At 65.0% G+C, this 12,354-nt stretch carries 14 protein-coding genes; 12 read left to right on the top strand and 2 right to left on the bottom strand.

Annotated elements, in window-relative coordinates; translation table 11 throughout:
* The first annotated feature begins 32 nt into the window (after nucleotides 1-32).
* The 12 genes from IAQ70_RS09185 to IAQ70_RS09130 all read left to right on the top strand — a co-directional run bounded on the left by IAQ70_RS09185 (nucleotide 33) and on the right by IAQ70_RS09130 (nucleotide 11,396).
* Complete coding sequence (locus IAQ70_RS09185; protein WP_190989015.1) at nucleotides 33-746, top strand: HAD hydrolase-like protein; 714 nt, start codon at nucleotides 33-35, stop codon at nucleotides 744-746.
* Nucleotides 733-1,401, top strand: coding sequence for a lysophospholipid acyltransferase family protein (locus tag IAQ70_RS09180; protein WP_190989014.1), 669 nt, complete (start codon nucleotides 733-735; stop codon nucleotides 1,399-1,401). The genes IAQ70_RS09185 and IAQ70_RS09180 overlap by 14 nt, the downstream gene beginning before the upstream one ends.
* 19 nt (nucleotides 1,402-1,420) lie before the next feature.
* Nucleotides 1,421-3,427 carry an excinuclease ABC subunit UvrC gene (gene uvrC / locus IAQ70_RS09175; RefSeq protein ID WP_190989013.1) on the top strand — a complete coding sequence of 669 codons (2,007 nt, stop codon included), beginning with the start codon at nucleotides 1,421-1,423 and terminating at the stop codon, nucleotides 3,425-3,427.
* 71 nt (nucleotides 3,428-3,498) lie between these two features.
* On the top strand, nucleotides 3,499-4,422 hold the full coding sequence (gene rapZ / locus IAQ70_RS09170) for an RNase adapter RapZ (protein WP_190989012.1): 924 nt from the start codon (nucleotides 3,499-3,501) through the stop codon (nucleotides 4,420-4,422).
* Complete coding sequence (locus IAQ70_RS09165; protein WP_190989011.1) at nucleotides 4,422-5,441, top strand: gluconeogenesis factor YvcK family protein; 1,020 nt, start codon at nucleotides 4,422-4,424, stop codon at nucleotides 5,439-5,441. The genes rapZ and IAQ70_RS09165 overlap by 1 nt, the downstream gene beginning before the upstream one ends.
* 9 nt (nucleotides 5,442-5,450) lie before the next feature.
* Entirely contained in the window at nucleotides 5,451-6,431 is a 981-nt protein-coding gene (gene whiA / locus IAQ70_RS09160; RefSeq protein WP_190989010.1) for a DNA-binding protein WhiA, read from the top strand.
* 112 nt (nucleotides 6,432-6,543) lie between these two features.
* Nucleotides 6,544-7,170 carry a superoxide dismutase gene (locus IAQ70_RS09155; RefSeq protein WP_190989009.1) on the top strand — a complete coding sequence of 209 codons (627 nt, stop codon included), beginning with the start codon at nucleotides 6,544-6,546 and terminating at the stop codon, nucleotides 7,168-7,170.
* Between the two features lie 263 nt (nucleotides 7,171-7,433).
* On the top strand, nucleotides 7,434-8,444 hold the full coding sequence (gap, locus tag IAQ70_RS09150; protein ID WP_190989008.1) for a type I glyceraldehyde-3-phosphate dehydrogenase: 1,011 nt from the start codon (nucleotides 7,434-7,436) through the stop codon (nucleotides 8,442-8,444).
* Between the two features lie 10 nt (nucleotides 8,445-8,454).
* Complete coding sequence (locus IAQ70_RS09145) at nucleotides 8,455-9,681, top strand: phosphoglycerate kinase (protein WP_190989007.1); 1,227 nt, start codon at nucleotides 8,455-8,457, stop codon at nucleotides 9,679-9,681.
* 87 nt (nucleotides 9,682-9,768) lie between these two features.
* Entirely contained in the window at nucleotides 9,769-10,584 is an 816-nt protein-coding gene (gene tpiA, locus IAQ70_RS09140; RefSeq protein WP_190989006.1) for a triose-phosphate isomerase, read from the top strand.
* A gap of 50 nt (nucleotides 10,585-10,634) precedes the next feature.
* The gene (secG, locus tag IAQ70_RS09135) at nucleotides 10,635-10,892 is read left to right on the top strand and encodes a preprotein translocase subunit SecG (RefSeq protein ID WP_190989005.1); all 258 of its coding nucleotides are present in this window, start codon (nucleotides 10,635-10,637) and stop codon (nucleotides 10,890-10,892) included.
* 108 nt (nucleotides 10,893-11,000) lie between these two features.
* On the top strand, nucleotides 11,001-11,396 hold the full coding sequence (locus tag IAQ70_RS09130) for an RNA polymerase-binding protein RbpA (protein ID WP_190989004.1): 396 nt from the start codon (nucleotides 11,001-11,003) through the stop codon (nucleotides 11,394-11,396).
* Here the strand turns inward: IAQ70_RS09130 and pgl are convergent.
* Nucleotides 11,349-12,167: a 6-phosphogluconolactonase gene (pgl, locus tag IAQ70_RS09125; protein WP_190989003.1), complete on the bottom strand. Its 819-nt coding sequence runs from the start codon at nucleotides 12,165-12,167 to the stop codon at nucleotides 11,349-11,351. The genes IAQ70_RS09130 and pgl overlap by 48 nt on opposite strands.
* Nucleotides 12,157-12,354, bottom strand: a 198-nt coding sequence (locus tag IAQ70_RS09120; protein ID WP_190989002.1) for an OpcA/G6PD domain-containing protein, incomplete at its 5' end; no start/stop codon positions are given. The genes pgl and IAQ70_RS09120, both read right to left, overlap by 11 nt.

The raw sequence follows: 12,354 nt of genomic DNA, 5'->3' as shown, positions 1-12,354 counted from the left end.
TGCCATGCGCGGTGTCGTGAGAAACTAAGCCGGTGACTCAAACAACAGTGCCCGTGATCTTTGACCTGGACGGCACTCTTGTCGATCCGGCAGGCGGAATAACCGACGGCATCGCGGCGGCCCTGGCGGCCTCCGGCCTCCCGGTTCCCGACCCCGACCTGCTGGCCGCGATGATCGGCCCCAAACTCAGCGATTCGCTCCTCACTGTTGCCATGGTGCCGGCGGACAAGCTGGACGACGTCATCCGGCTGTACCGGCAGCACTACCTGGCGACGGGCATCGCGCAGAGTCGCCTGTACCCCGGGATCAAGGCCGTGCTGGAGGGGTTTGCGGAAGCGGGCAGGCCCGTGGCCGTTGCAACCCAGAAGCCCGAAGGGCTGGCGCAGATTGTGCTGCAGCACCACGGTATCGCCGCCCTGTTCCAGACCATCAGGGGTTCCGCGGATGACGAGACCTCCACGGAGGGTCCGGTTGGCAAAGCTGACATCATCGCTGCCGCCCTGGCTGACTTGTCCACCCAACACGCCGTGATGGTGGGGGACCGCGCCCAGGATGTTGCCGGCGCCATCGCGAACGGTCTCGACTGCATCGGTGTTGGTTGGGGCTTCGCCCCCGACGGCGAACTGGAGGTAGCCGGTGCCGTCACCGTAGTGGAAAACACCGCTGACATGGTCGCCGCCATCGAACGGCTCGAAGCCATCCACACTGCTGCGATGAGTGAGGTGCGCAACGATGGCATTGTTTGAGGCGGTCCGCTGGACATTTCGCGGGCTCGTCGCGGGCACCTGCCGGCCCACCGTCGTCGGCCTTGAAAACGTTCCAAAAGAGGGGCCCTTCATTGTGGCCCCCAACCATCTTTCCTTCTTTGACAGCGTCATTGTCCAGGCACTGATGCCGCGGCCCGTGGCCTTCTTCGCCAAGGCCGAGTACTTCACCACCGGTGGCGTGAAGGGGAAGGTCATGAAATCCTTCTTCGAGTCCGTCGGCTCCATCCCCGTGGAGCGCGGCGAGCAGGCAGCCAGCGTCCAGGCGCTCAAGACCCTCATGGACATCCTGGAGGCGGGCAAGGGCATCGGCATTTACCCTGAAGGCACCCGGTCGCGGGACGGCATTCTCTACCGCGGGCGCACCGGCGTGGGCTGGCTTGCCCTGGCAACCGGAGCTCCCGTGATCCCCGTTGGACTGATCGGGACGGAGAACCTGCAGCCTGCCGGTGAGAAGGGCTTTAAGCCGCATCATTTCACCATGAAGGTTGGTGAGCCGCTGTACTTCGACAAGACCGGCCCGGACCACTCACTGCCGGCACGCCGGCAGGTGACGGACCGGATCATGGACGCCATCGCCGAACTCAGCGGCCAGGAACGTTCCACCAGCTACAACCAGAGCAAGGCCACGGACTAAGGATCAGTAGACTGAAGTAGTGGCAGATCCAGCAACTTACAGGCCCCAGACGGGTGAAATTCCCACCAACCCGGGGGTGTACCGGTTCCGCGATCCTCATGGCCGGGTCATCTACGTGGGCAAGGCAAAGAACCTCCGCTCCCGCCTGAACTCCTATTTCGCGAACCCGGCAGGCCTGCTGCCGAAAACCCATGCAATGGTCTATGCCGCCAGCAGCGTGGAGTGGACCGTGGTGGGAAGCGAACTGGAGTCCCTGCAGCTCGAATACACCTGGATCAAGGAATTCAAGCCTCGCTTCAACGTGGTTTTCCGCGACGACAAAACCTATCCTTACCTGGCCCTGACCATGAGCGAAAAGCTTCCCAGGGTCCAGGTGATGCGGGGGGACCGGCGCAAGGGCACCCGGTACTTCGGCCCCTATACGGCCGGAGCCATCAGGGAAACCATGGACACGCTCCTGCGCGTCTTCCCCGTCCGAAGCTGCAGCGCTGGCGTGCTCAAACGGGCCCAAGCCAGCGGCCGCCCCTGCCTCCTGGGTTACATCGACAAATGCTCCGCGCCCTGCGTCGGCCGCGTGACCCCGGAGGAGCACCGCGCCCTGGCCGAGGACTTCTGTTCCTTCATGGGCGGCGAAGCCAAGCGCTTCATCTCAAAACTCGAAAAACAAATGGCCGAAGCAGTGTCCACCCTCGACTACGAGCGTGCGGCGCGGCTCCGGGATGACATCTCCGCCCTGCGGAAAGTCTTTGAACGCAACGCAGTAGTGCTAGCCGAAGACACCGATGCCGACGTCTTCGCCCTGCACGAGGACGAACTCGAGGCCGCAGTCCAGGTCTTCCACGTCAGGGGCGGCCGGGTCCGCGGCCAGCGGGGCTGGGTTGTGGAAAAAGTGGAAGACTCCACCACTCCCGACCTGGTGGAGCACCTGCTCCAACAGGTTTACGGCGAGGACAGCGACAGCCACGGGCGGCTGCCGCGCGAAGTCCTTGTCCCGGTTGCGCCCAGCAACGCAGCCGAGCTGACCGAATGGCTGGGCGGCCTCCGGGGAGCCAGGGTGGACGTCAGGGTGCCGCAGCGCGGCGACAAGGCCGCACTGATGTCCACTGTCCGCGAGAATGCCGAGCACGCCCTGAAACTGCACAAGACCCGGCGGGCGGGCGACCTGACAGTCCGTTCGCAGGCTCTCCAGGAGCTGCAGGAGGCCTTGGACCTGCCCGTGGCGTTGCTGCGGATTGAGTGTTATGACGTCTCCCACGTCCAGGGCACCAACGTGGTGGCCTCCATGGTGGTGGTGGAAGACGGGCTCCCCAAAAAGTCCGACTACCGCAAATTCTCTGTCACCGGGCCTGCGGCGGCAGACGACACCGCGGCCATGCACGATGTCCTGACCCGGCGTTTCCGCTATTACGTGCAGGACAAGGTGGCGCAGGTTGAGGCGGCGGCACTCACCGGGCACCAGGCGGCGCTGGATGCGGCGGCGGACGCTGCGGTCCTGGACACCACCACGGCGGCCCCGCGGGCGAAGTTCGCCTACCCGCCAAACCTGGTGGTGGTCGACGGCGGCCAGCCCCAGGTGAACGCGGCGGCCCGGGCGCTGGCTGACCTGGGCATCGATGATGTGTACGTGGTGGGCCTGGCCAAGCGGCTCGAGGAAGTCTGGCTTCCGGACAGCGACTTCCCGGTGATCCTGCCGCGGACGTCCCAGGGCCTCTACCTGCTGCAGCGGATCCGCGACGAAGCACACCGCTTCGCCATCACCTTCCACCGGCAGAAGCGCGGCAAGGCCATGACCCTCTCGGCCCTGGACGGAGTGCCGGGCCTGGGCGAGTCCAAGCGCAAGGCCCTGGTGGCCCACTTCGGCTCCATCAAGGGCGTGAAGGCAGCCACCGAGGCTGAGCTCACGGCCGCCAAGGGCATCGGTCCGTCCCTGGCCAGCGCCATCGTGTCCCACTTCAATGCCGAGGAAACTGCCGGCGGGACGGTTCCGGCGGTCAACATGACCACCGGCGAAATCATTGAAACCTAGGTAGGGTAAGACACGCAGGTTTCCGCCGACGCGGTTGCATGCTGGATCAGGACAGAAACGGGGCGGAACGAATGACAGATTCAACGGCGGAATCCGGGACGGGGCAGGACGGCTTCACGCCGATCAAGCCCCTCGAAGCGGAACTGCTGGTGGTCACAGGCATGTCCGGCGCGGGGCGCAGCACCGCCGCGGACGCGTTGGAGGACCACGGTTGGTACGTCGTCGAAAACCTGCCGCCGCAGATGCTGGGCACCCTCGCCGAACTGGTGTCCCACGCGCCGCAGTCCATTCCGCGCCTGGCCGTGGTGATGGACGTGCGCAGCAAGGGCCTCTTTGCCGACATGCGGGCCACGCTGGGCGCCTTGGCGGCCAGCGGGGTCACGTTCCGGGTCTTGTTCCTGGACGCCAATGACGACGTCCTGGTCCGCCGCTTCGAGCAGGGCCGCAGGCCCCATCCCCTCCAGGAAGGCGGCCGGATCCTCGACGGCATAGCAGCCGAGCGTGAGGTGCTTAAGGAGCTGCGGGAGAGCTCCGACGTCGTTCTGGACACTTCCGATTACAACGTCCACGGCCTGGCGACGGCCGTAACTGAACTTTTCAGCGAGACCGGGCCCGTGGCCCTGCGGCTCAACGTGATGAGCTTCGGCTTCAAGTACGGGCTGCCGGTTGATTCCAACTACGTCGCGGACGTCCGGTTCATCCCGAACCCGCACTGGGTGCCGCAGCTGCGGCCCCACACCGGCCTGGACAAGGACGTCAGCGATTACGTCCTCGAGGCCGAGGGGGTCAAGAATTTTGTGGACCGCTACGTGCTGGCGCTTGAGCCGGTCCTGGACGGCTACCGACGCGAAAACAAGCACTACGCCACCATCGCCGTGGGCTGCACCGGCGGGAAACACCGTTCGGTGGCGGTCGCCGTCGAGCTTTCCAAGAAACTTGCGCAGTATCCCCGCGTGACGGTCACCACAACACACCGGGACCTGGGCCGCGAGTAATGGGGATGCTTACCGGGCCGCTGCCGTTGATACCGCTTACCGGCGGAACGGCAGGCGGCCAGCAGGACAAGGGTCCCAACGTGGTGGCGCTCGGCGGCGGTCACGGCCTGTCAGCATCGCTGTCGGCCCTGCGGCTGCTCACCACCGAACTGACCGCCATTGTCACAGTGGCGGACGACGGCGGGTCATCCGGGCGTCTGCGCGAAGAGTACGGCGTCCTCCCGCCCGGAGACCTGCGCATGGCGCTCTCCGCATTATGCGACGACACCGACTGGGGCCGGACCTGGCGCGACGTGATGCAGCACCGCTTCCGGGCCGGGAAAGGCGGCGGCGGGTCCCTCGATGACCACGCGACCGGCAACCTCCTCATTGTCACCCTCTGGGAACTGCTCGGCGACGCCGTGGCGGGCCTCAAGTGGGCCGGTGCACTGCTGGGGGCGCGCGGGCAGGTCCTGCCGATGTCCACCGTGCCGCTCACCATCGAGGGCGACATCCGCGTCACCACACCCAGCGGCGAATCGGTCCTGCAGACGGTCCGGGGGCAGGCGCGCTGCGCCGTGGCCGGTTCGCTCGAGCACGTCAGGCTCCTGCCCGAAAAGGCACCAGCATGCACCGAGGCGCTCACGGCCATCGAACTGGCCGACTGGATCATCCTGGGGCCGGGGTCCTGGTACACCTCCGTGCTCCCGCACCTGCTGCTCCCGGAAATGCGTGACGCCCTCAGTGGAACGGCCGCGAAACGCTGCCTGACCATGAACCTGGCCACCGACACCAAAGAGACCACCGGCATGACGGCAGCCGACCACCTCCACGCCCTGCGCCGGTACGCGCCGGACTTCAGCGTCGACGTCGTCCTGGCCGATCCCGCGTCCGTGCCCGACCGGCAGGAATTCGAGAAAGCTGCCGCGATGATCGGAGCCGAGGTTGTCTTGGGTAAAGTGGGGGCGTCGGGCCGCCGACCCGTCCATGACCCTTTGCGTCTGGCAGCGGCGTACCACGACATTTTTGGGAACAGTTAGGAAGGTGCCATGGCACTGACATCATCGGTCAAGGAAGAACTGTCCCGACTGGACATCAAAAAATCCTCGGTGCGCAAGGCTGAGGTTTCGGCGATGCTCCGGTTCGCCGGCGGGCTGCACATCATCTCCGGCCGGATCGTGATCGAGGCGGAGGTGGACCTCGCGTCCACCGCCCGCCGCCTGCGCGCAGCCATCGCCGAGGTTTACGGCCACCAAAGTGAAATCATCGTGGTGTCCGCCGGTGGCCTGCGCCGCAGCAGCCGCTACGTGGTGCGCGTAGTCCGGGATGGAGAATCACTGGCCCGGCAGACCGGGCTCCTGGACGGCCGCGGGCGTCCGGTGCGGGGCCTGCCGTCAGCGGTTGTCAACGGCTCCGCCGCTGATGCGGAGGCCGTGTGGCGCGGCGCCTTCCTGGCCCACGGTTCGCTCACCGAACCGGGCCGCTCGTCCTCCATGGAGGTCACCTGCCCGGGACCCGAATCAGCCCTGGCCCTTGTGGGTGCTGCCCGCCGCCTCGGCATCCAGGCGAAGGCGCGCGAAGTCAGGGGAGTGGACCGCGTGGTCATCCGCGACGGCGACACCATCGCTGCCCTGCTCACCCGCATGGGTGCCCACGACGCCCTGATGGTCTGGGAGGAGCGCCGGATGCGCAAGGAGGTCCGTGCCACCGCCAACCGGCTCGCCAACTTCGACGACGCCAACCTGCGGCGCTCCGCCCAGGCAGCCGTGGCGGCCGGCGCCCGGGTGGACCGCGCCCTGGAGATCCTGGGCGACGACGTCCCGGACCACCTCAAATACGCCGGCGAACTCAGGGTGGCCCACAAGCAGGCCAGCCTGGATGAGCTGGGGCGCCTGGCCGATCCTGTGATGACCAAGGACGCCATCGCCGGCCGGATCCGCCGGCTGCTGGCCATGGCGGACAAACGAGCCGTCGACCTCGGCATCCCCGGCACGGACGCCAATGTGACGCCGGAAATGCTGGACGAGTAGCGGCGTCCTAGAATCAGAGCGTTCACCACGATTTTCCGGATGCCAGTCATCCGGATGCACAATCCGAGAGTTAGCAAACCGGACGAACCCGTCCACGATATTGGAGGATTTTGTGACCGAGTACGTACTGCCCGAACTTGACTACGACTACGCCGCGCTTGAGCCGCACATTTCGGCGCGCATCATGGAGCTGCACCACAGCAAGCACCATGCAACCTACGTTGCCGGCGCCAACAACGCGCTGAAGCAGCTGGCCGAAGCGCGCGACAAGGGCGACTTCGCCAACATCAACCGGCTTTCCAAGGACCTCGCGTTCCACACCGGCGGCCATGTCAACCACTCGGTGTTCTGGAAGAACCTTTCGCCGGACGGCGGCGACAAGCCCGAGGGCGAACTGGCCGCGGCCATCGACGACGCGTTCGGCTCCTTTGACGCCTTCCGCGCCCAGTTCTCAGCGGCCGCCCTTGGCCTGCAGGGATCGGGCTGGGGTTTCCTGGCCTACGAGCCGATCGGCGGCAACCTGGTCATCGAGCAGCTCTACGACCAGCAGGGCAACGTTGCACTCGGCACCACGCCACTGCTGATGCTCGACATGTGGGAGCACGCGTTCTACCTGGACTACGTCAACGTCAAGGCTGACTACGTCAAGGCCTTCTGGAACATCGTCAACTGGGCCGACGTCGCCAAGCGCTTCGACGCCGCCCGCACCAACGCCACGGGCCTCATTACCCTGCCGTAGTGACCTGCGGTACATCCGCGTGTAACAAAGTTCACATTTCGGCGTGATTTCGGCTGGATTGTGGATGGTCCGCCCCCGCACTTGCGGGGGCGGACCTACTTAAACGTAAGATGGATCACGGAAGGCGGTCAGCCTTCAGCAACGTGGCTGGTCGCCCTCCGTTCTGTTAATCATCTCTGCCCAATGGCGTGCGGGATCTGTTAGTCGGCTTCAACGCCCGCTTAACTAGTTGTGCTTCATCAAGCACCAAGGAGACTGAAAAAGTGACGACCCGTATTGGTATCAACGGCTTCGGCCGCATCGGCCGCAACTACTTCCGCGCAGCACTCGCACAGGGCGCGGACCTGGAGATCGTGGCAGTCAACGATCTCACCAGCCCAGAGGCACTGGCCCACCTGCTCAAGTACGACTCCGTCGGCGGCCGCCTGAAGGAAACCGTTGAGGTCAAGGACGGCAACATTGTTGTCGACGGCAACATCATTAAGGTTCTCGCCGAGCGCGATCCCGCCAACCTGCCCTGGGGCGAACTCGGAGTTGACATTGTCATCGAGTCCACCGGCTTCTTCACCAAGGCTGCGGCTGCGCAGAAGCACATCGATGCCGGCGCCAAGAAGGTCCTGATCTCCGCTCCCGCCTCGGATGAGGACATCACCATCGTGATGGGCGTCAATGAAGGCCTGTACGACAACGCGGCGCACAACATCATTTCCAACGCTTCCTGCACCACCAACTGCCTCGGCCCGCTGGCCAAGGTCATCAACGACACCTTCGGCATCGAGCGTGGCCTGATGACCACCATCCACGCCTACACGGCAGACCAGAACCTGCAGGACGGCCCGCACAACGACCTCCGCCGCGCCCGCGCCGCTGCCATCAACATGGTCCCCACCTCCACCGGTGCAGCCAAGGCGATCGGCCTCGTCCTGCCCGAGCTCAAGGGCAAGCTGGACGGCTACGCCATCCGCGTCCCGGTCCCCACCGGCTCCGCCACGGATCTCACCGTCACCGTCTCCCGTGAGACGACCGTTGAGGAAGTCAACGCGGCGCTGAAGAAGGCAGCCGAGTCCGACGAATTCCAGGGCATCCTGACCTACACCGATGCTCCGATCGTCTCCTCGGACATCGTCGGGGACCCGGCGTCGTCCATCTTCGACTCCGGCCTGACCAAGGTCATCGGCAACCAGGTCAAGGTTGTTTCCTGGTATGACAACGAATGGGGCTACTCCAACCGCCTGGTGGACCTGACGGAGCTTGTCGCAGCCAAGCTGGGCTAGGGTTAGACACATGACATTCCACACCCTCAACGAACTGATCGCTGAAGGTGTCCGCGGGCGGTACATTCTGGTTCGAAGTGACCTGAATGTGCCGCTCGACGGCTCTACAGTGACTGACGACGGCCGCATCAAGGCCTCACTGCCAGTGCTGACGAAGCTCACGGACGCCGGTGCCCGCGTGCTGGTAACAGCCCACCTCGGACGCCCGAAGGGCGCTCCCGAGGACAAATACTCCCTCAAGCCTGCCGTAGCGCGCCTTGCGGAACTCGCCCCGTTCAGCGTCACCCTTGCCGGTGACACGGTGGGCAGCTCTGCGAAGGAGCTCGCCGCCTCCTTGGCGGACGGCCAGGTGCTTGTGCTGGAGAACGTCCGTTTCGATGGGCGCGAAACCAGCAAGGACGACGCCGAACGCGGCGCCTTCGCGGACGAGCTGGTGGCCCTGACCGGTGACAACGGCGCGTACGTTGACGACGCCTTCGGCGCTGTGCACCGCAAGCACGCCAGCGTTTACGACGTCGCCACGCGGCTGCCGTCCTACCAGGGCGACCTCGTGCATACCGAGGTGGAGGTCCTGCGGAAGCTGACAGCTGACACGCAGCGTCCTTACGTCGTGGTACTCGGCGGGTCCAAGGTTTCCGACAAGCTGGCAGTCATCGACAACCTCATCGGCAAGGCCGACACCATCCTGGTGGGCGGCGGCATGCTCTTTACCTTCCTCGCGGCAGAAGGCCACAGCGTGGCCGGCAGCCTTTTGGAGCAGGACCAGATCCCTGTCGTCCAGGACTACCTCAAGCGGGCAGCGGACGCGGGCACGGAATTCATCGTGCCCACCGACGTTGTGGTGGCCAGCAAGTTCGCTGCCGACGCAGACCACGAAACCGTCCCCGCGGACGGCATCGAAGGCAGCAGCTTCGGGGCACAGGGCATCGGCCTGGACATCGGCCCGGACTCTGCGGCAGCCTTCGCTGACCGGATCAAGGGCGCCAAAACGGTGTTCTGGAACGGGCCCATGGGTGTCTTCGAATTCGAAGCCTTCTCCGGCGGAACCCGTGCAGTGGCCAAGGCACTCACCGAAGCTGACGCATTCACTGTTGTGGGCGGCGGAGACTCGGCAGCAGCCGTCCGGACCCTGGGCTTCGCGGATGACCAGTTCGGCCACATTTCCACCGGCGGCGGCGCCAGCCTGGAATATCTTGAAGGCAAGGAACTCCCGGGACTGAGCGTCCTGGACCGCTAGGAACCTGGACTGCCAAGTCCTCCGGCCGGCAGGGTGCCCGCGGGCACCCTGCCGGCCGCACACATATCAAGACTTATTGGAGAACATGTGACTACGTCAACGAACGGCGCTTTTGACCGCACGCCTCTCATTGCGGGCAACTGGAAGATGAACATGGACCATGTCCAGGGCATCACCCTCCTGCAGAAACTGGCCTGGACGCTGTCCGACGCCAAGCACGACTACAGCCGTGTGGAGGTTGCGGTCTTTCCGCCGTTCACCGACCTCCGTGGTGTGCAGACCCTGGTCCAGGGCGACGAACTGAACATTGCCTACGGCGGGCAGGACCTGTCCCAGTTCGACTCCGGCGCCTACACCGGCGACATCTCGGGCCAGTTCCTCAACAAGCTGGGGTGCCGGTACGTGCTGGTGGGCCACAGCGAACGCCGCACCATCCACAACGAATCAGACGAGGTGCTCAACGCCAAGGTCAAGGCAGCGTACAAGCATGCCGTCACCCCGGTCCTGTGCGTCGGCGAAGGGCTGGAAATCCGGCAGGCTGGTACACACGTTGAGCACACCCTGACCCAGTTGCGTGCCGATGTTGCCGGTCTCAGCGCCGAACAGGCTGCTGAGCTCGTAGTGGCCTACGAGCCCGTCTGGGCTATCGGCACCGGTGAAGTCGCAGGACCCGAAGACGCGCAGGAAATGTGCGCAGCCATCCGCGCCGAACTCGCCACCATCTTCGGGGACGACGTTGCGGCGAAGATCCGGCTGCTCTACGGCGGTTCAGTCAAGGCAAACAACGTTGCGGCGATCCTGAACGAACGCGACGTTGACGGCGTGTTGGTGGGCGGGGCCAGCCTGGACCCCGCGGAGTTTGCTAATATTGTCAGGTTCGAGAGTCACCTGCTGACGGAGTAGTCCGACAGCAGCATCAGGCTCCCGCAATTCCAATCTTCTGAAAGGCCGTCGTGGACGTTCTTCATGTCATTCTGCAGATTCTCCTGGGTATCACCAGCCTTCTGCTGACATTCCTTATCCTGCTTCACAAAGGACGGGGCGGCGGGCTGTCTGACATGTTCGGCGGCGGTATGAGTTCCGGCCTGAGCTCGTCAGGCGTAGCGGAGCGAAACCTCAACAGGTTCACCGTGGTCCTTGGCGTCACGTGGGGCATCGTGATCATCGCCCTGGGACTGTTGATGCGGTTCAGCGGCGCAGGCGACTCCTAGCCTCTCAACTGATCGTGGTCCGGCACTGCCGCCACGGGAATCTCCGAACTAAACTGTGGCTGTTGGGTTCCAACAGCCACAGTTTCGTTTAAGCAGCCAGGAGTCCCGATGGTACACAGTGCGTCAGCGTTCCGCGGCACCCGGGTGGGTGTTACCGAAGGTTCCGGTCCGAAGAACCAGTCCGAAGCTGCCTCGGGCGAAAGAGTACCCCGGATCCGGGTCACGTATTGGTGCGCCAAGGGCCACGAGACACACCTTGTTTTTCTCCGACTGCCCGATGAGCAGATCCCGCTCAGCTGGGATTGCCGGAGGTGCGGTGCCCCGGCGTCGCGGGACGGCCAGGAAGCTGCCCGGGACGAACAGTTCGAAGAGGGCTACAAGAGCCACCTTGAGTACGTTAAAGAGCGGCGCTCCGACCAAGACGCCGAAGATGTCCTGGCCGGAGCGCTCGAAAAACTACGCGCCAGCCGCGTCCTTCCGGACGAGCTGCTGCGGGACCCTTGATGCCGCGTTTTCGTCGATAAGCCAGAGCGTACGGGACGTTCCCCGGGGTCCTGCCGCGGGCACCTGCACCGGGTTGGCCCCGGCCAGCGCTAAGCCAACGGCGCCGGCCTTGTCCTCCCCGGCCACCACCATCCAGACCTCAGCGGCAGTGTTGATGGCGGGCAGGGTAAGGGAAATCCGCTGCGGCGGCGGCTTGGGCGAGTTGCGTACACCTACCACCGTTCGTTCCTTTTCCCGGATTCCGCCCTGCTCAGGGAACAGCGAGGCCACGTGGGCGTCCGGGCCAACACCAAGCAGCACCACGTCCAGCCGGGGGAGCTGCCCTGCCTCATCGGGCCGGTCATCCGACATGTCTGCGGCGTGTTCGGCCGCGGCTGCCTCCCGTAGCCGCCGGGCGTAGTCCTCCGCGGCTTCCTCGGGGGTGCCAAAGTCGTCCGTGGACGCAGGCTGGTTGATCCTGTCGAGGTCAACAGGAATGTGCGCGAGCAGGGCATCAAATGCCTGCCTGGTGTTCCGGTCGGGATCGTCCGCCGCAACGAAGCGCTCATCGCCCCACCAAAAATTGACCTTCGACCAGTCGACGGCGGGCGCCGCCGGCGAGTCCGCCACAGCCTTCAGCGTACCGATGCCCACTGTGCCGCCGGTCAGCACCACTGTGGCCTCACCGTACTTGTCCTGCACGTCCACCAGCTTGGTGATCAGGCGCGCCGCGATGGCGGCCATCAGGACGGACGAATCAGGGTGGATGCTTACTCTGGGCTCAACGCTCACTGGGCCGGACGCTCCTTAGATTGGTACGTGGAAGTCCAATAGTAATCACTTCGCCGAAAACTTCGTCGGGGTCGAGGCGGCGGAGTTCTTCGGCGAGGCAGTCTTTGAGGCTGCGGCGCGGGAGGGAGATGCGTTGGGCGGGCTGGCCGGGCTGGGTCAGTTCCGCGATGGACAGTCCGGGGCGGAA

The sequence above is a fragment of the Pseudarthrobacter sulfonivorans genome (assembly GCF_014712225.1).
Taxonomy (GTDB): Bacteria; Actinomycetota; Actinomycetes; order Actinomycetales; family Micrococcaceae; genus Arthrobacter; species Arthrobacter sulfonivorans.
Note: the sequence above shows the minus strand (reverse complement) of the source record. Positions and strands in the feature narration are given on the sequence as shown.

Excerpts from the sequence above, each read along its gene's own strand:
- IAQ70_RS09180 (WP_190989014.1), top strand. The coding sequence starts at position 733 with ATGGCATTGTTTGAGGCGGTCCGCTGGACATTTCGCGGGCTCGTCGCG.
- rapZ (WP_190989012.1), top strand. The coding sequence starts at position 3,499 with ATGACAGATTCAACGGCGGAATCCGGGACGGGGCAGGACGGCTTCACG.
- IAQ70_RS09165 (WP_190989011.1), top strand. The coding sequence starts at position 4,422 with ATGGGGATGCTTACCGGGCCGCTGCCGTTGATACCGCTTACCGGCGGA.
- whiA (WP_190989010.1), top strand. The coding sequence starts at position 5,451 with ATGGCACTGACATCATCGGTCAAGGAAGAACTGTCCCGACTGGACATC.
- IAQ70_RS09145 (WP_190989007.1), top strand. The coding sequence starts at position 8,455 with ATGACATTCCACACCCTCAACGAACTGATCGCTGAAGGTGTCCGCGGG.
- IAQ70_RS09130 (WP_190989004.1), top strand. The coding sequence starts at position 11,001 with ATGGTACACAGTGCGTCAGCGTTCCGCGGCACCCGGGTGGGTGTTACC.